The 24,419-nt window shown below is 57.2% G+C and carries 23 protein-coding genes; 12 read left to right on the plus strand and 11 right to left on the minus strand.

What is annotated here, in order from left to right:
* Positions 1-76: 76 nt before the first annotated feature.
* The gene (locus UH5x_RS04515; protein ID WP_047816999.1) at positions 77-2,212 is read left to right on the plus strand and encodes a Tex family protein; all 2,136 of its coding nucleotides are present in this window, start codon (positions 77-79) and stop codon (positions 2,210-2,212) included.
* 3 nt (positions 2,213-2,215) lie between these two features.
* On the opposite strand, the gene UH5x_RS04520 is transcribed toward UH5x_RS04515, so the two are convergent.
* From UH5x_RS04520 to UH5x_RS04530, 3 genes are all read right to left on the minus strand, one after another.
* Positions 2,216-3,178 carry a putative 2-dehydropantoate 2-reductase gene (locus tag UH5x_RS04520; RefSeq protein WP_482634863.1) on the minus strand — a complete coding sequence of 321 codons (963 nt, stop codon included), beginning with the start codon at positions 3,176-3,178 and terminating at the stop codon, positions 2,216-2,218.
* Positions 3,175-5,229, minus strand: coding sequence for a sulfatase-like hydrolase/transferase (locus tag UH5x_RS04525; protein ID WP_482634864.1), 2,055 nt, complete (start codon positions 5,227-5,229; stop codon positions 3,175-3,177). The genes UH5x_RS04520 and UH5x_RS04525 overlap by 4 nt, the downstream gene beginning before the upstream one ends.
* 104 nt (positions 5,230-5,333) lie before the next feature.
* Positions 5,334-6,635: a M48 family metalloprotease gene (locus UH5x_RS04530; RefSeq protein WP_482634865.1), complete on the minus strand. Its 1,302-nt coding sequence runs from the start codon at positions 6,633-6,635 to the stop codon at positions 5,334-5,336.
* Positions 6,636-7,232: 597 nt separating this feature from the next.
* Between UH5x_RS04530 and UH5x_RS04535 the strand changes: the two genes are divergently transcribed.
* From UH5x_RS04535 to UH5x_RS04545, 3 genes are all read left to right on the plus strand, one after another.
* The gene (locus UH5x_RS04535) at positions 7,233-8,225 is read left to right on the plus strand and encodes a DUF1559 domain-containing protein (RefSeq protein ID WP_047817002.1); all 993 of its coding nucleotides are present in this window, start codon (positions 7,233-7,235) and stop codon (positions 8,223-8,225) included.
* Between the two features lie 187 nt (positions 8,226-8,412).
* Positions 8,413-8,817: a carboxypeptidase-like regulatory domain-containing protein gene (locus tag UH5x_RS04540; protein ID WP_236696670.1), complete on the plus strand. Its 405-nt coding sequence runs from the start codon at positions 8,413-8,415 to the stop codon at positions 8,815-8,817.
* Between the two features lie 275 nt (positions 8,818-9,092).
* Complete coding sequence (locus UH5x_RS04545; protein WP_482634866.1) at positions 9,093-9,845, plus strand: protein-tyrosine phosphatase family protein; 753 nt, start codon at positions 9,093-9,095, stop codon at positions 9,843-9,845.
* On the opposite strand, the gene UH5x_RS04550 is transcribed toward UH5x_RS04545, so the two are convergent.
* Genes UH5x_RS04550 through UH5x_RS04560 form a run of 3 tightly spaced genes read right to left on the minus strand, consistent with a single transcriptional unit; the run spans position 9,833 to position 12,906 of the window.
* The gene (locus UH5x_RS04550; RefSeq protein ID WP_482634867.1) at positions 9,833-11,101 is read right to left on the minus strand and encodes an adenosylmethionine--8-amino-7-oxononanoate transaminase; all 1,269 of its coding nucleotides are present in this window, start codon (positions 11,099-11,101) and stop codon (positions 9,833-9,835) included. The genes UH5x_RS04545 and UH5x_RS04550 overlap by 13 nt on opposite strands.
* A gap of 31 nt (positions 11,102-11,132) precedes the next feature.
* Positions 11,133-11,303, minus strand: coding sequence for a hypothetical protein (locus UH5x_RS04555; RefSeq protein WP_053061297.1), 171 nt, complete (start codon positions 11,301-11,303; stop codon positions 11,133-11,135).
* Positions 11,304-11,322: 19 nt separating this feature from the next.
* A complete protein-coding gene (locus UH5x_RS04560) occupies positions 11,323-12,906 on the minus strand; it encodes an ABC transporter permease (RefSeq protein WP_482634868.1) in 1,584 nt (527 codons plus the stop codon).
* Positions 12,907-13,186: 280 nt separating this feature from the next.
* Between UH5x_RS04560 and UH5x_RS04565 the strand changes: the two genes are divergently transcribed.
* The 3 genes from UH5x_RS04565 to UH5x_RS04575 all read left to right on the plus strand — a co-directional run bounded on the left by UH5x_RS04565 (position 13,187) and on the right by UH5x_RS04575 (position 14,518).
* The gene (locus UH5x_RS04565; protein ID WP_482634869.1) at positions 13,187-13,636 is read left to right on the plus strand and encodes a YkgJ family cysteine cluster protein; all 450 of its coding nucleotides are present in this window, start codon (positions 13,187-13,189) and stop codon (positions 13,634-13,636) included.
* Between the two features lie 160 nt (positions 13,637-13,796).
* Positions 13,797-14,204: an HU family DNA-binding protein gene (locus UH5x_RS04570; protein WP_236696672.1), complete on the plus strand. Its 408-nt coding sequence runs from the start codon at positions 13,797-13,799 to the stop codon at positions 14,202-14,204.
* Between the two features lie 95 nt (positions 14,205-14,299).
* Positions 14,300-14,518, plus strand: a complete 219-nt coding sequence (locus UH5x_RS04575) for a hypothetical protein (protein WP_231846276.1) — start codon at positions 14,300-14,302, stop codon at positions 14,516-14,518.
* Positions 14,519-14,740: 222 nt separating this feature from the next.
* On the opposite strand, the gene UH5x_RS04580 is transcribed toward UH5x_RS04575, so the two are convergent.
* Positions 14,741-15,208, minus strand: coding sequence for a hypothetical protein (locus tag UH5x_RS04580; RefSeq protein WP_482634870.1), 468 nt, complete (start codon positions 15,206-15,208; stop codon positions 14,741-14,743).
* A gap of 371 nt (positions 15,209-15,579) precedes the next feature.
* Between UH5x_RS04580 and UH5x_RS04585 the strand changes: the two genes are divergently transcribed.
* A complete protein-coding gene (locus UH5x_RS04585; RefSeq protein WP_482634871.1) occupies positions 15,580-16,623 on the plus strand; it encodes an alpha/beta hydrolase in 1,044 nt (347 codons plus the stop codon).
* Here UH5x_RS04585 and UH5x_RS04590 read toward each other — a convergent pair.
* Positions 16,606-17,337, minus strand: coding sequence for a toprim domain-containing protein (locus UH5x_RS04590; RefSeq protein ID WP_482634872.1), 732 nt, complete (start codon positions 17,335-17,337; stop codon positions 16,606-16,608). The genes UH5x_RS04585 and UH5x_RS04590 overlap by 18 nt on opposite strands.
* The gene (locus UH5x_RS04595; RefSeq protein ID WP_047817057.1) at positions 17,334-18,317 is read right to left on the minus strand and encodes a serine/threonine-protein kinase; all 984 of its coding nucleotides are present in this window, start codon (positions 18,315-18,317) and stop codon (positions 17,334-17,336) included. The genes UH5x_RS04590 and UH5x_RS04595 overlap by 4 nt, the downstream gene beginning before the upstream one ends.
* 294 nt (positions 18,318-18,611) lie before the next feature.
* On the opposite strand from UH5x_RS04595, the gene UH5x_RS04600 reads away from it, so the two are divergent.
* The 4 genes from UH5x_RS04600 to UH5x_RS04615 all read left to right on the plus strand — a co-directional run bounded on the left by UH5x_RS04600 (position 18,612) and on the right by UH5x_RS04615 (position 22,555).
* Complete coding sequence (locus tag UH5x_RS04600) at positions 18,612-18,920, plus strand: hypothetical protein (protein WP_047817013.1); 309 nt, start codon at positions 18,612-18,614, stop codon at positions 18,918-18,920.
* A gap of 26 nt (positions 18,921-18,946) precedes the next feature.
* Positions 18,947-20,260 carry a DUF4832 domain-containing protein gene (locus UH5x_RS04605; RefSeq protein WP_482634873.1) on the plus strand — a complete coding sequence of 438 codons (1,314 nt, stop codon included), beginning with the start codon at positions 18,947-18,949 and terminating at the stop codon, positions 20,258-20,260.
* Positions 20,261-20,347: 87 nt separating this feature from the next.
* Complete coding sequence (locus UH5x_RS04610) at positions 20,348-21,313, plus strand: RluA family pseudouridine synthase (RefSeq protein WP_047817014.1); 966 nt, start codon at positions 20,348-20,350, stop codon at positions 21,311-21,313.
* A gap of 165 nt (positions 21,314-21,478) precedes the next feature.
* Positions 21,479-22,555, plus strand: coding sequence for a Gfo/Idh/MocA family protein (locus tag UH5x_RS04615; RefSeq protein WP_482634874.1), 1,077 nt, complete (start codon positions 21,479-21,481; stop codon positions 22,553-22,555).
* Positions 22,556-22,633: 78 nt separating this feature from the next.
* On the opposite strand, the gene UH5x_RS04620 is transcribed toward UH5x_RS04615, so the two are convergent.
* Positions 22,634-23,287 carry an SGNH/GDSL hydrolase family protein gene (locus UH5x_RS04620; protein ID WP_482634875.1) on the minus strand — a complete coding sequence of 218 codons (654 nt, stop codon included), beginning with the start codon at positions 23,285-23,287 and terminating at the stop codon, positions 22,634-22,636.
* Between the two features lie 213 nt (positions 23,288-23,500).
* Positions 23,501-24,352, minus strand: a complete 852-nt coding sequence (locus UH5x_RS04625) for a DMT family transporter (protein WP_083435163.1) — start codon at positions 24,350-24,352, stop codon at positions 23,501-23,503.
* Positions 24,353-24,419: the final 67 nt, after the last annotated feature.

Raw genomic sequence — 24,419 nt, forward strand, 5'->3', positions numbered from 1 at the left:
GACCTGACCTCCGGAGACCATTCCCTGAATCACTCACCGCCCTTCGTTTCCTGTCGCAGCTCAGACAATCCGTCCCATGCAAATCATCGCTCGAGAACTGAATCTTCCTGAGAAACAAGTCGCCGCGGTCATCGAACTGCTCGAAGCCGGCAACACGATTCCCTTCATCGCTCGGTACCGCAAAGAAGCCACCGGTGGTTTGGACGAAATCGCACTGCGTGCAATCGAAGACGCACTCGAAAAGCACAACGCTTTGCAGGCACGAAAAACCACGGTCCTGAAAACGATCGAAGAACAAGGCGCCCTGACCGCGGACCTCCGAAAGCAAATCGAAGCTTGCACCGACTTGCGAACCTTGGAAGCTCTGTACCTGCCCTACAAACCCAAACGCCGCACGCGAGCCACCATCGCTCGCGAAAAAGGATTGCAACCACTCGCGGATCTGCTGCTGAAACAAACCAAGCTGCCTCAGTCCAAACAGCAAACCCTCGCTGGCTTCGTCAACGAAGACTTGGACGTCGCAGATGCCGATGCAGCCCTGGCAGGTGCTCTCGACATCATCGCAGAGCAATGGAGTGAGGACGCACCGGTTCGTGAGTGGATGGTCGAAAAGGGAACCAAGTTCGGACAAATCACCTCCGCCGTCAAACGAGGCAAAAAGGACCAAGCCGACAAATACGAAGCCTACCTGGATCGCGCCGAATCGGCCGCGCGGATCCCCGGTCACCGACTGCTCGCCATGCTGCGTGGCGAAGCCGAGGGCGTCTTGCGAGTCGGGTTGCAAATGGAAGACGACCGAGCGATCTCGCACATTCAATCAACCTTCCTACGCAACCGCTCCTTTGAGTTCGCGAAAGAACTGGAATCCGCCGCCGAAGATTGCTTTCAACGTCTGCTTCAACCAGCCACGCAATCCACTGTGCTACAAATGCTGAAAGAAAAGGCAGACGAGGACGCCATCGGCGTGTTTGGCAAGAACTTGCACGAACTGTTGATGTCGCCTCCCGGTGGCCCACGGGTGACCATCGGAATCGACCCTGGATTTCGAACCGGCTGCAAAGTCGCTGTGGTCGATGGCACCGGCAAATTCTTGGCCAACACGACGATCTACCCCACGCCGCCCAAGTCCGACACGGCGGGTGCGTCGAAACAATTGTTGGCGCTCATTCAGAAACACCAGGTGGAACTGATCGCCATCGGCAACGGCACCGCCTCGCGAGAAACCGATGCCTTCGTCGGCGAACTGATTCGCGACAATCAACTGGATGTCACCAAGGTGATGGTCAGTGAATCGGGCGCGTCGATCTATTCGGCCAGCGAACTGGCGGGGAAAGAGTTCCCCAATCTGGACGTCACCGTCCGAGGCGCCATCAGCATCGCACGTCGCCTGCAAGACCCGCTCGCAGAGCTCGTCAAAACGGACCCGAAATCCATCGGGGTCGGTCAGTACCAGCACGATGTGAACCAGCCTCTCCTCCGCAAGTGCCTCGACCGCACCGTCGAAAGTTGCGTCAACCACGTCGGAGTGGACTTGAACATGGCCAGTGTGCCGTTGCTTTCACGTGTCGCAGGCATTGGGCCGAAATTGGCCGAGAACATTGTTCAGTACCGAGACACCAACGGTCGTTTCGGAAGCCGGAAAGAATTGACCAAGGTTCCCAAACTCGGCAAAAAAGCGTTCGAGCAAGCCGCTGGCTTTTTGCGCATCCGCGGTGGAGACGAACCGCTGGACAATTCCGCTGTGCACCCCGAAAGCTACTCGCTGGTCAGCCGGATGGCGAAGGAATTGAAGGCCGACGTGAAGACCTTGGTTGGCAACGCGACGTTGAGCCAAAAACTGCAACCGGAATCCTTCGTGGACGACCGCTTCGGAATCCCCACCATCCGCGACATCATCGCGGAATTGGGCAAGCCGGGACGCGACCCGCGAAGCGAATTCAAAGTTGCCCAGTTCGACGATTCGGTCCAATCGATGGCAGACCTTCGCGAGGGCATGGTGCTCGAAGGAGTCATCACCAATGTCACTCACTTTGGCGCCTTCATTGATCTGGGCGTGCACCAAGACGGTTTGATTCACGTCTCTCAACTATCCAACCAATTCGTGAGCGACCCATCCGAAGTGGTTTCAGTCGGCGACGTGGTCAAAGTCAAAGTGCTTGAAATCGACCTCGATCGCAAACGCATTGCCGTCTCCAAGAAGGCTCTTGGATAGCTTTCAAGCGTCTCGGCAGATCGCTTCGTCGAAGAACGCGAGTTGCCGATACAGCATCGAAATTGACGGGGCGATTTGGCTGGCTTGATCGCCGATCGCTCGCAAAGGATTTCCGAAAATCGCTTCGACTTCCATCGGCCGTTTGGCCAAGAAATCCAGCCGCATGCTGCTGTCATAGGGCACCATGGTCTCGGTGTGTTCCATCGTCGCCCGAATCGCTTTCTCGTCGATCTCAACACCACAGGCCGCCGCGCCCGCGTGAACTTCCGAGATCAACTGCATCGCCAATTCGCGGCCCGGTTGCGATCCGATGATTCGATCGGTCGAGGCATCCAGGACAACCGACAACCCGTTGAACGGGATGTTCCACATCAGCTTTCGCCAACGAGTCTTGGCCAGATCATCGTTCCAGTTGGCATCGATGCCCGCTGACTTCATGTCCGCTTCGATCCGGTGCCCGACGGACTCCGCCCAGGATTGGTCCACGCCCGGTTCTTGATAGGCACCAAATGCGATTCGGCCATAGTCCAAGTGATGGATGTGCCCCGGCCCCACCTTGTTGCTGCACAAGAAACAACATCCACCCAGGACGTGTCCTGCAGGAATTGTCCGGCGGACATCCGCCTCGACGTTCAACCCATTCTGCAGAGTCAGCACCACGCCCTTCTCCGCCGTGACCTGCGGCAACCACTCATCCAGCAACGCATTGCGAGTGGACTTCAACGCCACGATCACAACATCGCACTTGGGCATCGATTCCACGGACTGGTAAACCTGCGGCGATTCCAACACGAAGTCGCCCTGCACGCTGTCGATTCGCAATCCGTTTTCGCGAACGTGGTCGAAATCCGAATGCAGCAAAAAATGAACATCACATCCGGATTTCGCCAACATGGCTCCATACAGCCCGCCGACCGCACCACTTCCAAGAATTGCATAGCGAAGCGGTTCGGCGGGAGCAGTCATTTGGAATTCCTCTTCTTTTTCGCTGGTTGGCGTGACTTCTGGGGAGCGTCTGGCAGCTCATTCAGTTCCAATGCCGGAACCGAATCATTGCCCGCCAAACGGACGATCATGTCAACCGGGTGCGTCCCCGCTTCGAGCGTGACCTCGACGGACGCCTCGGTGTTCGATTGCCCCGTTGTGTCAATCAAGGCGGCATCATGCAACCGCAGCACAGCGTCGCCGGTCGCGGTCAGTCGCACTTCGTAGCGTCCTGTTTTGGCAACATTCAGAACCGACTGCACACGAACGTTTCCTTTGCCGGCGGTTCGCACCGCTTCATCGACATCCAGTTCCTTGATGTCAACCTCGGTCGATTGGGCGGGGTCTAAACGCGAGACCACTGACGTTTCGCTCGGGCAATAGGTGACGACCATCGGAGCGTGCGCTTCCAAGGTGTCATCCGCCGGGATGGGGGCCTGATCGTAGGGACGCGGAGCGGACGCATTGTTCGAGCGAACCTGCAAAACACGGTCGTGCATTCGTTGTTGCAACGCATCCATTTCGGCGGATGTTCCCGCCAAGTTGTTCGCTTCGCCGGGGTCGTTGGCCACATCGTAGATTTCGAAGGGATCCGAGTGCGACTGGATGTTGTGCCGAACGCCTTTGTAACCGTCCAGGAAGATCGCTTGCATTTGGCCACGACGAGCACCGCGTCTGGCGGGTTCGAAGTCATCGTAGTTTGGCGTTTTGCCTCCGTTGAAATACTCGACGTAAGTCGTCGGCGGTGCTTGCTCCCCCTTCTTCAACAACGTCGGTGCCAACGAAACACCGTCCGCTCGTGCTGGAACAGTTGCTCCCGCCAAATCAGCGAACGTGGTCAACCAATCATGGAACTGGCTCGCGCTACGATCGATTCCAGGTGCGATCTTTCCGGGCCACCAAGCGATGGTCGGGACTCGGATCCCGCCTTCGTAACAATCGCGTTTCATCCCATCAAAGGGCCCGTAGGACTGAAACGAAGTTGGGTTGTAATTCACATTGCGAATGTAGGATTCACTGTGTGGTCCGTTGTCACTGGAGAGAACCACCAACGTGTTCTCGTCCATCTTCAGATCACGAAGCGTTTGCAGCAGGTCGCCCATCAAGTCATCGAGACGACGGACGCTGGTTGCAAATCGGACCTCGGCATCCGTCCAGCCCTGATTGGCATAGTCAGGATGCTTGTACGAATCGATTGGCCCGACCGTATTGATCATGCGGTCAGTCTCGCCGAGCCACTGCACGCCGCCCTTGACCCCCTTGCCTTCTGGATACGGCGAAGCCGGGTACTGGATCGAGGCGTGAGGCGTGTCGTAGGACAGGAAGACGAAAAAGGGTTCGTCCGCGGATTGCGATTGATGGTCAACCAAAAACTGCTTCGTTTTCGCGGTGAACAAATCGGCGGTGTAACAGCCCTTCAGCTGCGACGAAATCTCTTCGTCGTTGTGCCAGAGTTCCACCGGGTTGGCGTGCGCCTCACCGTTGGCGATCGGCCACTTGTCGGCGGGATAATGATTGTGCCCGTCGCGGTGACGGACGTAGCCAAAGAATTCGTCAAAGCCACGCTTGGTCGGGTACGCGGGCCAAGTTTCGGCGCTGCTGCCTTCCCCCTGCAACCCGTACTTGCCAATCAAGGCGGTCGTGTATCCCGAGTCCTTCAAAACCGATGCGACCGTCGGTACATCCGGCAATGCCTTGTCAAATTGGTTGTCGCGTATCGACGCATGACCTTGATGAACGCCCGTCAGCAACGAAGCACGACTGGGAGCACACACCGGAGCCGGGCAGTAGTGATTTCGCATCTGCAGCCCTTCGGCAGCCATCGCGTCCCAGTGGGGCGTTTGATGCGTCCGATCGTGCTTGGATTCGTTCTGGTAGTAACACCCCAAATCGCCCCAACCAAGGTCGTCGTAGAGAACGAACAAGATGTTCGGTTGGCTAGGTGGGGTGTCCGCAGTGGCTGGGGCGGGCGCGAACCCATTGGACAAAACCATCAGTCCAACGAGCAAACACAGAAGATGGCGAGAACGCATGCAAACAGCTCTTCATGGGGGGGGACGTGTGAGGGACACCGATTCTAACTCAAACCTTTCCCACCGTCCTTCCCCATCTTCTGATTGCCGCTGCATCGCTTTGATCAAATCAGATGGATGCGTGGTGGTTTGGCCAATCGCTTGACACGCATGGCCAAACTTGGATGCAACCAACTCGCTCGACGGGCCGCAGGATGGCCCGCGGTGACTCGTCCCAACGCGGCGGCCATCATTCCCGCCGCCTCCGCTTCAGTTGCCGGCATGCCTTCCGCTTGGTTCCCCGCTTTGACTGCCAACTTGCAAGCGACCGCGTCGGCATCCCATTCTGTCAGATACGCCACGGCACTCAGCGTCCCCACCGTCAGCAACAACCCAGCCAGTCCGCCAACCGTTGCTCCCCAAGCTTCATTGGTGAACAAGGATCCCACCCAGATCGAAACGAACCAGGCCGGTGCGACCGCAGCCATTCGGATGGGCACATGCCAACGACGCACGTGGGCAACTTCGTGCATCACCACCATCAGCACTTGTCCGCGAGGCAATTCATCGAGCACACGGTCGGACAACAGCAGCAAACGGCCCGGACGAAACAACCCGGCGACCAACGCGTTGAACACGCGGCCGTTTGTGTTCCATCGCACAATCCGCATGCCACCCCATCCTCGAGTTCGAACGCCAACGCGTTCCAACCACAGGCTGATTGTTTCGCGATCTTCATCGGAAAGGGGCTCTTGCCGAATCACTTGAGCGACCACCCACGGCAGCAGAAACGCAATCACCGCGATGCCGACTGCGATTCCAATTGCAAGAGCGTTTCCCGTCGCGAGCGGTTGGCTCCATTCCGCCAAATCGCCGAGCAACAGAAACATCATCGTCGGGATGATCAACCAGACAGGACCGCCGCGAAGCCCCGACCAAAGTGACACAAAGTAGTTTCGAAGCGTTGAATCGGTGAGCCCCAATCGGGCTCCAAAGACATGTTCCGCGGACCAAGTCGCCAGCAGAATCGTGATCCCCGGTGTGAGCAACACGATCGACTGCAGCATCATGCTGGATTCCAAAATCGGTTGCTCTCGAGTCCAAGCCGCCAGCGAAAAAGCACCCAGGCAAACCAACACGACCGGCAATCCTAACCACCGAAAGATGTCCAGCTGAATTTCCAGCATCCGCGCCGCATCACGCAATCGCATGTGCCCGCGACGAACCTGCAACACCATCATTCTGGCCGCGGTGTGACAGAGGATCGTCCAACCAGCGACCAACGCCACGCTGGCAATCACCGAGCGAAACGAAGGTTCTGACCAACCGGGAGCCGACCCACAGCAAAGCGATACCAAGACGAGCAGAAAGACGTAGAACGACAAATTGATTCCTTGTTCGTTGAGCACGAGCCAGAGTGGCTTCACGGCCAAGCATCAGCAAACCCAATCTTTTGAACGCCGTCAAAGGAATCTTAAAAAATTCCCCAGTTCACTGGTCCCAACCCCGCAAAGCGTTCGGGCTGCAACGGTTCTAGCGAATGCGAGGCTGAGTTCACACTTGGCGATCCTTTGAGCCCGCCTGTTCTACCAGTCTCCCGCAGGTTCACAACCAAGCTGGCAACGGGCACTGTGCAAATGCATCCTCCCGTTTTGGGGGCTGCTCGGATAACACGCACTCACCTTGCGGTCCTGCGCATCGGATGAGCAGTGACTGCTGCGTTCAGAGGCAAGCAAATGACTTCGCCGCGTCTCATCAACGACACCCATCTCCACCTTGCACGCTAGGACGGGAAGAGTCGCCCCCGAAGCACAAAACCTCCAACCAAAACGTCGCAGCCCCCCATACGTTGGCATTTCCTTTGCCTTCAGCGTTTCATCGTGTGGGTGACGGACGCTACCCAACCGGGACCAGAGCTCACGCGACGACGAGAATTTTTGGGAAGGATTCTTCCCTTCTTCACCCCATGTTTCGATTCCTCGATTCAACTCGCGTTTTCGAAACTCTCACCTAGGGACCTGTCGATGAGTCAGAAGAAATTGAAACGCTCTGGATTCACTTTGGTCGAGTTGCTGGTTGTCATTGCCATCATTGGAGTCTTGGTCGGGCTGCTGCTACCAGCGGTCCAATCAGCTCGAGAAGCTGCCCGTCGGATGAGTTGTTCCAACAACATGAAGCAACTCGGTCTCGCGATGCACAACTATCACGACACCATGTCCACGTTCCCGCTAGGTTCCTATAACCTTCGCGAAACTTGGCCCGCCAGCGGATCCAATTGGCGAGCATTGCTGTTGCCTTTCATTGAACAAGGGAACATTCACGAGAAGCTCGAATTCAGCTACTCGTCCCACTTCATGGCCGGAGGTGCGGCGGGTGCCGACGCGTTGAAAGGCAATGAAGTTCTCAAGTATCTCGCCGTACCAACCTACGCTTGCCCGTCCTCGGCAATTGAGATGTTTGAAGATGCTCCGGTCTCCAACAATTCCGAGGGAGCCATGAACGTCCAGTATGTCGGAATCCAAGGCGCCGCTCGACCAGTTCCTGGTGGTGATCCCAACAAAGGGACCGCAGACCTCGGTCACGGTTGGTCCTCCAACAACGGGATGCTGTTCCCCAACGGCAAGATCAAGATGCGAGACGTCGTGGATGGAACCACCAACGCGATCATGATCGCGGAACAGTCAGGCTGGGTCGATGGAGTCAACCGAACCTCCAACTATTACGGTGGATGGATGGGGTCACGACACCCGCGTCCCGTGGATGGCTCCAGCAGCTGGGATCTCTGGCAAACCGGGACCACCTGCGTCCGATTCGCTCCGAACTCTCAGATCGTGCAAACCGGGGCCACCGATCGAATGTACCGCAACAACACCGTGATCAATTCCATGCACACCGGTGGCATCAACGTGGTCATGGGCGACGCCAGCGTTCAGTTCATCACGGATTCAATTGACTTCATGCTGCTGAAGCAACTGTGCTGCCGCTACGACGGTGAAATCACCTCGCTTCCGCAGTGAGGTTGGCAGTCAGCCGCAGGCAGTCGATTTCGGGACACACTGGAGGGCCACCTTGGCCTCTTAACTCGCCGTGGCACGGCGTGAGCCCTTCGGTCCCACACAGGCAATCAGTTCGACTTCACGAATTTCGCTAGCACAACCAATCCACCAAGAGAAATCAACACTTCCTATGAAACGATCAAACTCAATGAACCTTCCAACCACCATGCTCTGCACCGGCCTGGCATTCCTCACGACAATTTCGATCGGGTGCAGCGATTCGCCTCCGGAGGGGACGGTCGAGGGAACCGTCACTCTCAACGGAAAACCTTACGACGACGCTGCGGTCATGTTCTTGGATTCAACGACCGGACAAGCGGCGGGCACGGACATCCAAGACGGTGGCCAATTTGTTCTGAAGGATCCCGTTCCAACCGGAACTTACAGCGTCTACCTCGCGCCCCGAACGGTTCCGATGGAAGAGGGGTCGCCAGAGGCCGTCAAAATTGACGAATCAGTTCCAGAAAAATACTGGAATGAAGCCAGCACTGATATCGAAGCGATCGTCAACGAAGGCGAAAACAGCGTGACCATCGAACTCAAAAAGTCGTAAGACTTCCGAGCCAGTGCCTCCCATTTGCTGACCAGCCAATCCAGGGACGCTCGAGAGCAATTTGCTCTCAGCGTCCCTTTCGTCGTTCAACCAGACCGACTTTGTCCCTGCGCTTCAAAATGCGTTATCTTTGGGGCATGAATCACTCACAAAATTGGATCGCACGGGTCCCTGGTTGGTTTTGCATTCTCATTGCGCCGCTCGTTGGGTCGCCTCACACATTTGCGGACCAGCCCGCCGCAGCGAATGAACGGAACGTCGCATCGGAACACTCCTTGCTCGAGAACCGAATCGACGTTCATCCAAACCTGATGTCCGGCGCGGCACCGGTCGGGGAAGCCGCGTTCGCCGAACTGGCTCGATTGGGCGTCAAGGTGATTGTCAGCGTGGATGGCCAGCGTCCCGAGGTTGAATTGGCTCGCAAGCATGGGATGCGATACATCCATATCCCCATCGGTTACGACGGGGTGGATCCAGACGCCTGCAAGTCCGCTGCAGCACTGACTCAACAGGTCCACGAACCCCTGTATGTCCATTGCCATCATGGCAAACATCGTGGTCCCGCGATGGCCGCGGTGATCGGACAATCCGCTGGTTGGCTGAATCGCAACCAAGCCATTGCCCTGTTGAAACGGGCAGGCACGGGATCGCAGTACGCGGGTCTTTGGCGTGACGTGGATGGTTTTCGACCGCCGCCCGATTCTGCGAAACTCCCTGAACTGGTCGAGATCGCCGAAATCAGCACGCTGGCCTCCCACATGGTCGAGACCTCGTTGCAATACGAAGTCCTGCTCAGCGCGATGAAGGACAACACCTGGAAGGTCAGCGATGTTCGGCTGCTTCAAGAAGCCTTGCGAGAGTCCCATCGGGTCTGCAACGAAGAAATGCGTGATTGGATGCTCGATTCAGTCGAACTGGTCGAGTCCATGGAATCCCAAGTCGAAGGCAAGGATTGGCATGAACTCCAACACTCCATGGCTCGGCTGAAGCAAGCGTGCAACCAATGCCACCAGCGTTATCGCAACTGAATGCCGGACGGCAACGTCGCGTGTGTCGCGTCGATCATGGCATCGCAAATTTGGTGCAGGGAATCCTCGCCAATGCACAATGGCGGCGTTGTGTACAAGCAGTCGCCAAACGGGCGCAACCAAACACCTCGTTGAACCAACTCCTCTTGCACACGCTGCATCTTCGGTGGGTCGCGGAACTGGACCACGCCGACCGCTCCCAAACATCGAACGTCGGCCACATGGTCGAGCTCTCGCAACACAGACAATCGCTCTCGAAGGACTGATTCCAAGCGATCGATGTCATACGAAGTCGTCTCAAACAGATCCAACGAAGCATTCGCGGCAGAACAGGCCAGCGGATTGGCCATGAACGTCGGCCCGTGCATCAATGCCGCACCAGGATCGTCATCGAAGAACGAATCAAAGACATGTGTTCGGGCGATTGTGACTGCCATCGACATCGTGCCTGCTGTCAGGGCTTTGCCCAAACACAGGATATCCGGCACCACCGGATGCTCGTCCTCCGCGGTGTGGTCCACCGCGAACATTTTTCCGGTTCGCTGAAACCCGGTCGCGATCTCATCAGCGATCAACAACACGTCATGTCGCCGACACGCGTCTCGGATCCGACGCAGCGTTTCCACGTCGTGAAATCGCATCCCGCCGGCGCCTTGCACCAACGGTTCGACGAACACACCAGCAATGGAATCAGCATGTTCGGAAAGCACACGATTCAACTCTCCTTCGGACGATTCATCTCGCGGGAGCGGCACATGGAACTGCTGCGTGATCGCGTCGCTGTAGCGAGCATGCATGCTTCGCTGCGGGTCACACAATGACATCGCGCCGGTGGTGTCACCGTGGTACGCATTGTGAAACGCCAAGAACCGAGTCCGCCCGGGACGATCGCGGCGACGCCAGTGCCCGATCGCCATCTTCATCGCGACTTCGACCGCGACAGACCCGCTGTCGGAAAAGAACACATGATTCAAATCCCCCGGAGCCAACGCAGCCAACCGAGTCGCCAAACGCTCGGCGGGCTCATGCGTGATTCCACCGAACATCACATGCGGCATTCGCGCCAACTGTTCCGTCACCGCCTCGCGAACATGAGGATGATTGTAACCGTGACAGGCTGACCACCACGACGCCATTCCATCGATCCACCGCTGGCCGCTGGCGCCAATCAAATGACAACCTTCCGTCGCCACAATCTTCATCGGCGGCGGAGCCGTCTTCATTTGGCAATACGGTTGCCACACATGGTTCTTCATCGGTCTTTCAGCGCTCGTGGCTCTCGCATCCTCAAGACGCTCGCAGCTTGGCGGCTTCTTCCTCGAGCGATTTGATCTCGTCTTCCAGTTCCTTCAGTTCATCCAAATCGTCCGCCTGCTCTTTCGAACCAGCCAGTCGAGGACGCAAGGTCTGAAGTTTCTTGTTGATGACGTCCAGACGTTTCTTCGCCTTCTTGTCCATGGTGTCTCCTGCGGGGAAATCAAAATTCCAGCAACGCAACGATGAAGTGCACGACCAACACGTACAGCGTCGTCCATAAAACCGTTGCGGTGATGCAATGACTGACATCACCGGCTGAATGTTTGGGGGTAATCCCTTGATGGTAACCAATCGCCGCGGTGCCGAAACCACAAAGCAAGTTCTTTGCCAGCACCCAATCCCAACCTTTCCACCAGGTGATCAGGGATCCTCCGGTCGTATCGGGCGTGATGGCACGAAAGAAGTGTTGTTGCCAGAAATGAACACCAATTTCCGGATGCGAAAAGTTGAACGTGATGCGGCTGATCCAGTGCGAAGCGGTGAACGCGATCCACTCCAAAATCGGTGTCGCAATCAGGAAGGCTGCCAAAATTGGAATCAGCAAGTACGCCGGGGCGCGAATCCCCAATGTCCGAAACGCATCCACCTGCCCACCATACTGCTTGACTCCCACGTCAGCAGCCACTGCCGCACCACACCGGGCCGCGATCAACACGGTCGCTAACACCGGCACCAAAATCCGATACAGCGCAAACCCGATCGAGGAGAGCAACTCATCGATCAACAACGGCTGGGTGTACAACCGAAACGGCAAAAACCGCAGCGTGAAATACGTGGTTGTGAATCCCGCAATCAAACCCGCGATGATCAAATAAACCCAGGCCGACGGACCACCCACCAATCGCAAATAGTGAGCGAGAAAACGCCCCGCCCACTTCACGCTAGGGACCACCGGCCGCGCATCCCAAGGCAGCCTCGCGGCGGCGATCAAGCTGCGTCCCGTCGAATCCAAGAATCGTTGCGTTGCACGCCGGACCATCTCAACGGGCCGGGAAATTGGCTTTGTCACAACCTCGTTGAGCTGTGAAGGCGCCAGCGCCACCGATTCCATTTGTTCGGCGACATGGGACCACTCCGCTGGCTCGATCCGGCGGATGGTTTTCCCGGCGGAATCGAACAACAACACTTCGTCGGCAATCGGCAACAACGTCTCGTAGTCGTGCGTCACAACGATGCTGGTTCGACCGAATCGAGACTGCGTCTCTCGAATCAAATCCGCGACTCGTTTTCCAGTCGCGGCATCCAACCCGGAGGTCGGTTCGTCGTAAAGAATGATTTCGGGCGCGGATGCCAACGTCCTTGCGATCGCCAAACGTTGTTTCTGACCACCACTGAGTGCCGCCACAGGTGTCGACGCGGGCACACCAAGGAATTCCAACCAATCCGCCGCGCTATGCTGAGGCGATTCGCTGAGATCCGCACGGTGGTCAATCGCGAATTGAACGTTCGCGGTTGGCGAAAGTTCGTCGAACAATGCAAACTGCTGAAAAACGATTCCCGTTCGCGGCATCGACTCCGAATCAACGGGCTCGCCCCGCCAGTGAATGTCACCGCTCCACTGAATCGCGTCGCCGTGTCGTGGCAAAATGCCCGCCAGGACTCTCAGCAGCACACTTTTCCCAGCACCACTGCCACCGACCAAAACGGTGATCTTGCCATCCGGAAAAGCCAGATGAGCATCTTGCAACAGCGTGCGTTGGCCTGCCGACACGCACAGATGGTCCAGAGTCAATGCGTCAGACAAAACGAACCGCCAAGTGAATGATGTCCATGCCAAGCGTAAGGGGTTGGGTTGAGCCGGACTGGAATGCTGACGAATCCCTCTACCAAGCAACGCATGATTGAAAACTGTCGATTTTCGCTGCGTGGCCCAGGCACCGAAGAGGCGCCGAAACAACACGCAAGAGTTTAGCGTGTGCCGGTTCCGTCGCCATCGGACTCCCTCAGACGAACTCGACGCAGGGGCCCCTCACCGGTTAAGCTTCGTCTTTGCTCACCAACCATCTCGCTCGCACTCAATCGCCGTGGCCAAACGTCCTGCTCATCCCCGTCCTCAAACCAAGTCCGCTCCCTGGTACGCCGATGGATTGCGTTTCGAATGCACTCAGTGCGGCGAGTGCTGCAGCGGTGAACCCGGCTATGTCTTCGTCGATGAAAACGAAATCGAAGGCCTGGCCCAGGAAATGAAGCTGGACCGAGAGGCGTTTGAGCACAAATTCCTGCGTCGCGTCGGCAACCAATTCAGCTTGATTGAATACCCCGACGGGGACTGCATTTTCCTGGACCCGAAGTCGCGACGGTGTATGGTTTACAACGCTCGCCCCATCCAGTGTCGCACCTGGCCATTCTGGGACAGCACCCTCGCTGGCCCCTCCGATTGGGAGGAAACCTGCCAAGTCTGCCCGGGGGCAGGAAAAGGCAAGCTGTACAACTTTGACGAAATCGAGATTCGCCGGAAAGAAAAGTCGGTTTAACTGGAGTGTAGCGGTTATGCCGGTCGATACGGTTCATCAGGGACCAACTCTTGCCTGCTTCGGCGGCTTGACCGGTTCCGACTTGAAACCTAAGCTGCCTTTGTAAGTCCATCAATCACAATGGTTTGCGGAGCCAGCCGGGGTGACAAAAAAAGAAATCGTGCGCGTCATTTCCGAAGAACTCGGACTGACTCAGCAAGAAACCAAAGAGGTCGTGCAGCGGACGTTTGACTCGATCGTCGAAACCTTGGTGCGGGAAGGCCGCATTGAACTGAGGAACTTCGGCGTTTTCGAAGTCAAACCGCGAGCTGCTCGAAAAGCACGCAATCCAAAGACGGGACAACAAGTCGACGTGCCCGAAAAGTACGTCGTCACGTTCAAACCCGGCAAGGTGATGGAACAACGCGTCCGGCAACTGTCCAGCGACAACCTGCCTGACACCTGGGTCATGCCTGTGGATCATGTGCCAACCTCCGGTTCTGCCGAGCGTCCGAACGAAACCGACGACCCGAACTCGAACCGTCCGCCAAACAGCCCCCCCAACAGCCCTTCGGGCAGTTGGCAATAGAACGCACCGACAAGTTCACGGAGGAACTGACGATGAAAAGCTCGCAAACGACCGCGAAAACTAATTCTGCAGCCCGTCACGGCCAACGATCCGTCATGAGCCGTTTGGTTCTGGGATGCGTGTTGATGGCCGGCCTGGCCACCTCCGTTGGCTGCTTTGTGCCGATCTACTCCAGCCGACCTGAACGACGCGTTCAACAGTTGCTGTACACCTCGGAAGACCTGCGTTCTTTGGTCGACGAATGGGAGCGTTTCTGGTTCCTTGATTCGCCTTCGCACATGACCCCCATCCGTACTCACGGTGGCGTGCTCTAGGGCACCTGATTGTCTCAGACAGCGAGATTCATTGTGGATCTCGCCTGAGAATCAGAGCAAACGAAAGTCTTTCCGACTTTCGTTCATCAATCGCTCGGAAATCCATCTGGTTTTTGCAAGGCAGCAAAAGCCATCCGGTGGCTTGAATCGGGTGGTTTCGCTCGACCGCCAGCATTGAAATTGGGAACTTTTCCCGAGGCGTTTGTTGCGAGTTTGGCCCTCTCAGGCCGAACTGGACACGCTCGGCTGCATTCGCCGAATGAAGTGTCGCCCAGGCCAATCCAAAAGATGTCTTTCCCAACCGGCTCGTTTGAGATGCCGGTCCGTGATGCGGGCATTGCTCACGTGCGCCACGATGGCGTACGACTTCCGAAGCCGCGCGATTTCGTCGAGCACCTGAAACGCTCCGATCGCGGTTGCGAACCCCGTTGCATTACCGCTGCGAACGTAGTCCAGCGTCATGAACGCGGTCATCCCTCGCGGCACGTGGTAATCGAGACAGCAAACGTCTCCCTGCAACGCGGCGAATTTGGCTTGCCACCACACCTGAGCCACCGAGACAGGACTTCGCATCCCGTGCTGCTCGATTCGTTCCAACTTGCCGTCACGCATCACGATCCGGCCACAACGAACGCGAGAAATCGCGTCTTCGTTGGTTTCGAGCTGGGTAAACGATCGGCGAATCCACATGACGAGCGATTTTGAATGACGAGCGACTCGGAATAACGTCCTGGACACACGCGTGTCCGACCAGCGATAATTCGAAAGTGGGATCCGCCTGCTAGTGGTCTGTCAAAGTTAAAAGTGAGGGTTGATCGTAGTGGACAAGGCCACGAGTCCTTGGATTTTACGCCAGTTCAGGACTCGTGGCCTCGTCCACTACCCTAAAAACAAGTCCTGACAGACCATTAGTGGATTGTCAATCGCATCAGCCCTCCCCCCGTGCAAGCGACAGACTGGAAGCCGATCCCACTTTGCTGGACCAAGGTCCAACCCAAACCTAGCACGCGGATCGAATTCCTCCGCCTGATTGCTCCCGCCATCCCGTCGCTGAGTCCACGATGCCCAACGAACCAGCCGCACATCCCGACCAATCCAACCTCACGGATCGCAGATCGGAAGAAGCGGATCGCCCCCGCAACCAGAAAGCTCGCCAACCAAAGGCGTCGATCCGCCGCCGGATCCTGCGAACATCGGGCTTGCTGGCGGTCATCTACGTCATCGTTTGCGTGGGATTGGTGGTCATGGAAACGCGTTTGCTATTCCCAGGTGCCTACTTCGACACCAGCATTCTGATGGACCCGAATCGCTTCAAACCCGACCATCCCACACCGGGCGTCGTGGAAACGATGACCTACCCGGCGGTCGATGGAGCGGATCTGGAAGGCCGCTTGCTGATTCGCGAAGATGCGGACGACGTGGTTCTCTTTTTGCACGGCAACGGCATCCACGCAGACGAAATGGATGACTGGACTCGACGGTTGTCAGACAGTTGGAACGCGACGGTCCTGACCGCCGAGTACCGAGGCTTCCAAGGGGACGGGTTCACGCCCAGTGACACCAGCACGATCGAAGACGCGGTGTGTGCGATCGATGCCCTGTCCCACACCACCGGAACCCCCGTGTCACAAATCATGATCTACGGTCGATCGCTGGGGGGAGGCGTCGCCTGTGGATTGGTCGCGGCTCTGCATGAACGCGGCGATTCGATCGAGGCGTTGCTGCTGGACCGAACCTTCGATAGCGCTGCCAGTGTCGGTGCGGATCGATTCTTCTTCCTGCCGGTGCGCTGGCTGATGAAGAACCAATACGACAGTGTTCAGGCCCTGCAAAACTATGAAGGAGTTTTGGTCCAAATCCACGGCGTGCCGGACCGCATCGTGCCCCGAAAGAACGGGCGGGCCCTCTACGATTCACTGACGCTCGAACACAGCGACTGGATCGAACTGCCTGACATGTTCCACAACGATCGTCTGCCCACCAAGACACTGGACCAAGCCGGCCAAAAACTGAAAGCCCTTCGCGAACAAGCCTTCCCTGCAACGAACTCACCTGTCAGTGAACCGGACGCAGCCTCCAACGCAGATTCATCCTCCGCTGAATAGCTGAACCGCAGCGGCAGCTTCCACTCGGCTCATCTCATCCGCCGCCCGGGTCCCCGGATCCACACAACAGGTTCGCAAGACTGCTGGTGGAATGCTGCCCAATCCTCGGTGGCGAAATCGCTCGTAGTCGAACACGCCGGCTTCCGCCAACTTGGCCTCCATTCGTTGAGCATGATCCGGGTTGGATGCCACCAAGGTTCGATCCTGACCACGCGTTTCTCCCGACGCGGCTCCCCGAATCCGAAACAAGAACATCGGTGGACGAACCACACACACTCGATGCTCCTCGAACAACTTGGGCGTGTACCGAAGCAAGAACCCCAGCACCAAGACGCCGCAATGGATGCCGTCAGCGTCGGGATCCATCAGCACAACCAATCTCGCATAGCGACATGTTTCAGCGGTTCGCAACGCGGCGATCCAGTCTTCGCCGGGATTGATCCGTCGATCCAATAACGTCGATGCAAATCGAGTCAGCACCTCGTTTCGAAGTGCCACGGATGCCGTGGATTTGGCAACGTTCATCGGCTTGCCTTGCAGAGCCAAGATTGATTGCCGGGTTGCATCCCGAACTTGATTGACCGACTTCGCCGCGCTGTCGCCTTCGACGATCAGCAACTCGGCTTGGTCCGGTGTGACGCCCGTTCGCGCGGGATCGTCCATCGGATAGTGCACCGGGGCTTTGCCGTACGGGGCAAAGTACGGCCCGCTCACGGCACCGCGACGGTCAATGCACGAATATCCGCGATCAACTCACGCATCGATTGGTAGCGATCAGCGGGACGTTTCGCGATGGCCTTCATGACCACCGCGTCGACTTCTTTGGGAATCCCATACTGGGGCGACTTTTCGCTGGGCGGTGGGACATCCGCGTGCTTGATGTTGTCAAACGTTTCGTCAATCGTTCGCCCCCGGAACGGCTCCCGAATCGCCAGCGATTCGTACAGCACCACACCAGCACTGAAGATATCCGTTCGTTCATCGATCCCACGGTTCCCGTTGACTTGTTCGGGCGACATGTACAGCGGCGTGCCTGGACGTTGCCCGCCACCGGTCAAGGTCTGAAGTTGTGTTTCAGTTTTGGTCTCATGATCGGGCTGCATCTGTTGACGATGCAACGTCTGCGCATCATCGGCGTGCCCCCAAACCTTGGCCACACCCCAATCGAGCAAGATGACTTCGCCAAAGTTGCCAACCCAAATGTTTTCGGGTTTGACGTCGCGGTGAATCACCCCACGAGCGTGTGCGTACGCCAGCGCCTGACAAGCATCGGCGACAATTTCCAAACGGCGTTGCAGCGGGAACGCGGCGACGGCGAGTTCATCCTTGCGAGCGATCCGCTTCAACGATTCAAACAGGTTCTCACCGGAGATCCGCTTCATCGTGAAGTACACGCCTTCAATATCATCGTCCCCAATCTCGTAGACCGGCACCGTGTTGGGGTGCTGCAACTGAGCCGTGACGCGAGCCTCCCGCAGCAAACGCCGACGTTCGTAACGATCCGTTCGAATCTCTGGCAACAGCTTCTTGATCGCCACCGTTCGGCCAATGACCGAATCGACCCCGGCCTGCAAAACCGCCGTGGCACCACGTGCCATCTCGCGCAGTCCCGTGTATCGCTTCAGCCCCTGGGGCGGAGGCGATGGGATGTCGTTGTCGGTACCAGCCAGAATGATGGTCGATTCATTGCTCATCTTCGAATTGTATCCTGCACCTGCCATTGCCGACCACTGGCCATCCTGTCGTCAAAAGCAACGCACCGTCCCTTCCTCTTTTGCCTTTTCCTCTTCCTGTCTTCGAACTTGCCACGCCCGCATGATGCTGCGTTCCGAGGGTCGACGCACGCACGAGCGAATGGCTCAAGATGCAACGCTGTTCCACGCGACCTTCCCCCAACCAGATCGAGTATCCTCAACGTCCGCTTGGCATCAACGATCCCCCCTGTCTTCTCTTCACCAAATTTTCATTTCTCCCTGCTGAACAAACCGATGACTCAATCGATCCCACCGGAAGGCCCCCATTCCCCCAGCGGAACATCCCCATCTGCGGACGACGACGCAACACTGGTCACCGTGGCCGAACGTCCGACTGAGCCTGCGGCAGCGGTTCTGGTCAACATCCTTGCCGATGTCGGTATCCGTGCCGTCGCCGTTGGAGGTTTCACCGCCGGATTCGCGGCGGAAGCCCCGGGATGGGTCCAAGTCAAAACGTTCGAGCGGGACGCCGCCAAAGCTCGTGAAATCATCGCCCAAATCAAATCGGAGCCACTCGAATCCGATTCATTCGACTCCGAGTGAACTTGCCCACTCCCATCGACAGTCCCATGCTCCACCCATTCCCACCGCTTCGTACGACCGCCTTTGGGTTGAGTCTGATCTGCCTGCCACTGATCTTCTCAGTTGCCGCTTCAGCCCAGGACGGAAGTTCGCCATCTGAGTCGCGATCCAACCTGCCACTGCATTCGATCATCGATGGTGTCCAGCCGATGACCGGCATCGTGCTGTGGCATGATCACGACCAGGTTGCCACCGACGCGATCTCACTGGAGTTTCGCTACTGCGGCTACGACGAAGTCGCGACCGGCCCCGGCCAATGGGACTTTTCAAAGGTCGAACAAATTCTCGACGACATCGCCTCGCGGTCGCATCAAGCCATCCTGCGATTTCGATTTGTCTACCCAGGCAAAACCACCACGGTTCCAGCATTCATTCGCGACGCGGCTGACTACCGGGAAACCATCGCCAAGAGCGAAGGCAAACCGACTCATTTCTGCGATTGGTCCAACGCCGCTTTGCAGCAATTCACGCTGGACTTCTACACCGAATTCGCAAAACGATATGACTCCGACCCGCGGATCGCGTTTGTTCAAACCGGATTTGGACTCTGGTCGGAATACCACATCTACGATGGTCCGATGGAACTCGGCAAAACGTTCCCCGCCGCCGAGTACCAATCCAAGTTCCTGCGGCATCTCGACGGGCAGTTTGATTCCCTGCCATGGATGATCAGCATCGATGCGGCGGATGATGAGTTCACGCCCATCGCAGGGAATGACTCACTGCTGGCTCTCCATTTCGGATTGTTTGACGACTCGTTTCTTTCGAAATCACATTCCAAGTGGAACGCCAAGAACTGGGCCGCGATGGGCACAGATCGCTGGCAACGGAACGCCGGCGGCGGTGAATTCAGCTACTACAACCGCCGCGATCAAAAACTCGCCTTGGCCAAATCCGGCCCCAACGGGGTCTCCGTTGAAACATCCAGCCGCGACTTCCATGTCTCCTTCATGATCGGGAATGACCAGCCCAAGTACCAACCGATGGCTCGAATTCGCGAGGCTGGAATGGCGATGGGTTACCGCTTCCGCGTCACCCAGGCAATCCTCTCCAAGTCCAATTTGGGCACGACGCTCGAGCTGGAAGCCACCAATGAGGGCGTCGCACCACTCTATCGGGACGCCTTTTTTGCGGTGGGAGGCAATCGGTCCCAGCAGTCCCTTGGCGGGCTTTTGCCCGGCGAAACAAGGCATTTCACGATCGAAAACCTCCCCGGTACCGTCACCGGAAAGGACCTCCAAATCGAATGCGATGCAATCTTGCCGGATCAGGCCATCCAATTTTTTGCGGATCTGAAATAGACTGTGTCGGCTACGAGGTTTCTGCGAGCGTTCGAAAGGACATTTGGCAGGCCTCATCCCGATGCCGCTTTCCTCTGAAATCCATTCATGCCGCTGACTAGCGTTTCGACCACCGTTGATGAAACCAACGAAGGACGTGTCGATATCATCGTCCGAGAACTCTCTGGAACCTCCCGCAGCCAAGCTCGCGGGATGATCGACCAGGGCTGCGTCATGATCAATGGTTCTCCGTGCAAAAGTGTCGGGACCACGGTCAAACCAGGTGACCTGGTGGCAGTCCGATACGACAAACACCAGCGCTATCGCGAAAAGAAACGTCAGTGGGATGACCGCACGTTCGAGATCGTCTTTGAAGACGACCACATCATCGTCGTCAACAAATCCGCCGGCACGCTGACCGTCCCGACCGATCGCGGTGAACCCAACAGCTTGGTCGATCGTGTCTCGATTTACCTGAGCTACTCCAAGGCAAAGAAAGAGGCGTTTGTCGTCCATCGCCTGGACCGGGAAACCTCGGGACTCCTGGTTTTCGCCAAACACGAACCCATCGCAGAACTGCTGATCGAACAATTCAAGGACCGCCGTCCCACTCGCGTATTCCACGCGATCGTGGCTGGGAATGTGCTCGCCGATGAAGGCACCTTTGAATCGCACTTGGCCACCGGCAGCAATCTGGATCGCTACGAGACCCGCCCGGGCAAAGACACCGACGAAGCCATCACCCACTACAAGGTGGTTCGTCGGCTGGTCGAACGAGAGTCCAGCCATGGCGAAGACACCACGCTGATCGAAGCCCAACTCGAAACCAGCAAACGCAACCAAGTCCGAGTGCAATTCGCCAACGCCGGCCATCCGGTTCTTGGAGAACCACGCTACAAACCCAAGGAAGCCATGCACGCTCGCTGGCATCGCAAACGCATGGCATTGCACGCGAGCACGCTCGGATTCTTTCATCCCGTCAGCGGCGAAGCGGTGAGCTTCGACACGCCGCTGCCCAGTGCCATGGAAAAGTTCGTCGCTGGTGCACGTGGACGCAGTGACCGACCGGCTTGAGTGGCAACCAAGTGGAAGAGCATGATTCCAACTCCCCGTCGCTGACTCTTCCCCGGCGTGTCGTATTGCCCCGCGTGTCGAATTGGCCTGCGTTCGCTAAACTCCTCGAGCACCAGCCAACGCACCCAGTTGGCTTTTTCAAGCAACGCAGGACACGAGCGACCGATGATGAAACCTTGGCGAATCGCTGGGATCAATTTTTCTCACATGCACATGGGCGACCTGCTGCGGCAAGTCACCGAGCACACCGACACGGAACTGGTCGGCGTTTGTGATTCCGATCGCCAGTCGATGCAGCCGACCATTGAAGCGTTGAAAATCCCATCGGACAACGTTTTCACCGACGAAATGGAATGTGTTCGAACCGCAAAGCCAGACCTGGTGATCCTGTGCCCACCCACCGGCGAGCATGCGGAATGGGTCGAACGCCTCGCACCACTGGGTGTTCACCTGCTGGTCGAAAAACCTTTCGCGGCCTCCTTGGCTGATGCCGATCGGATGATCGAGGCTATGCGGCCCACCGGAAAGCAGCTGATCATCAACTGGCCCGCCCGTTGGGACCGAGCTCATTACATGACGTGGTGCCTGATCAACCAAGGCACAATCGGGGACGTCATCGAGGTGCATCACTATGGTGGCAATCGTGGCCCCCTTTATCATGGCGCAGACAAAATCGAACTGGAACCGACCGCGGAAGAAAAGCAACGCAGCTGGTGGTACAAGTTGGACGCCGGTGGCGGATCACTGCGAGACTACCTCGGCTACGGGGTGACGATGGGCACTTGGTTCAATGGCGGCCAAAAACCCATCGACGTGACTTGCGTGACCACCGGTACCAAGGGATTGGAAGTCGACGAGCACAGCATCACCATCGCTCGCTATGCGACTGGCATGTCCAAATTTGAAACCCGCTGGGGAACCTTCACCGACCCGTGGGTTCACCAACCACAACCCCGATGCGGCTACGTCGTTCGCGGGACTCGCGGGACCATCTCCAGCTACGATTATGCAACCACCTTGCGTGTCCAAACCGAGGCCCGCCCGGAAGGTTACGATCATCCGGTCGAAGACCTCCCAACGGGCGAAACCAACGGGATCGAATACACGCTCTCGCGGCTGAACCAAGACCTCCCTGTCGAAGGCCCGCTCTCGCCCACCATCGCCCGAATTGGCCAACAAATCATCGAGACCGCCATTCAAAGCGCCGCTCAACAGAAAACCCTGCCCCTGATTGATCGCTGAAAATCGGCTCACTGCCAAGGAGACTCGCTGAATCCTGACTCGCAACCACTGCGAAGCGATTGGTTGACAGGCGAGCCCCTATTCTTGCAAGGCATTCGAAATCGCATTGCTCACCGCAGCAGCCAGCTTCTTTGATCCCTCTGCTGTGAAGTGAACATTGCCTGGGGCGACGAACAGCCCCGCCGCGAACGAATCCGAAACTTGGTTGAGATCATTCACCGCAATGCCGTGTTTGATCATGACTCGTGCCGCGGCCTCGTTGTAGATTGTGTCGTCCCCGACCTTGCGGCCAGCCTCGCCTTCCGGAACGGTGGTCGTGTGAGCCCAAATCAGTTTCGCATTCGTCTTCTTCAGTCGCGAAACGATCTCATCCAGATTCTGTTCGTACTGCTCAACCGACGTCGTCAGCGTCCCGTTGACCTTGTCTCGATTCCCTTGAACCTTCGACTGCGGATGTCGATAGCAAAGGTCCCAGAGCCCCCAATTGAAATGAATGACATCCCACTGCTCGGTTCCGATCCATCGATCGAGCTTCTTCAGACCGGTTCCTGAGTCCTGTGCATTCCCAGGGTTGTGCCGAACCACCGCCTTGCCCTCCAGCTCAGCAGCAACCGCGGGCGTGTAGCCGATTGAAATGGAGTCGCCGATGATCAACACCTCCGGCAATTCTTGCGAGTGAACAGTCCCCGCAAAAACAGAACACAAAAGAAGAACCAGCACTCTGTATTTCATCGCGTTTCCCATTTCATCGATCGGTCATTCAACACCTTGGGAGTACCGATCCCCAAGCGTTGGACATACAAGCAAGACCATCATACCAAGGTCAACACTCTTCAAAAAAAGCGCAGACTGGCCAATCCGAACGAGGCCAGGTCTCAGGAAACACTGAAGGGAGGCAATGACACGAAGCACCTTCCGAAATCCCGGCTCCAGAAAGCGTCTCGCTCACGAAAACTCGACCTTCGGTACCGGTGCCCTCTTTCGCCAAATGATGAACAAGCCCGACAACACAATCAGCCCCGAACCCACCATCATCTGCAGATTCAACCGTTCACCAAACAACAACACCCCAAAGGCGACTCCGAACAGCAAACGCGAATAACGGAAAGGAGTGACTGCCGAGACCTCACCGGTCCGCATTGCTTTCATCAAGCTGCCATACGCGGCCACCCCCACCAACACCGCTCCCAACAAACAGAACGAGACTTTGCCGGTTGGCCAAACAAACCACTCCCCTCGCCACAAAGAAGACATCACCCCAGCAACCAACACCGACAGGAAACCGTACAAACCAAGGATCGACGTGCTGACTCTAGCTGGCGCCGCACGACTGGCGAGATCTCGCCCGGCAAATCCAAGCATCCCCATGACAGCCAACATCGAAAGCATCGAGAAACCGTCCGTGCCAGGACCAACGATGACGATCACCCCGAGCAAGCCGACCAAGACCGCCATCCACCTTCGTATCCCTACCTGTTCGTGAAAGACCATCGCGGCACCTGCGACCACAACCAGCGGCGTTGCTTGAAGAATGACCGTGGTCGCCGACAGCGGGGTCAGCGCAATCGCGAGCACATAGAACAGTCGGCCGGTGACCTCCAACAACATTCGAACAAGCATGATTGGCGCACGTGCGTCCGCCGTGAACAGCGGTTCCCGATTGCGTTTCGCAATGCCAGCGAAGACCAACATTCCTCCCAACCCAAACAGGCACAAAATCTGGCCAACCGGCAGCACTTCGGCAGCGGCTTTCACCAACGCGTCTTCCGCAGAAAACGCCGCCATGGAGGCAACCATCCAGATCGATCCGACAAGATTCGACCGATCTTCACTTCTCAATTTGGTAGTCACGAAACTCCAATGT

The organism is Rhodopirellula sp. UH5, from assembly GCF_056839225.1.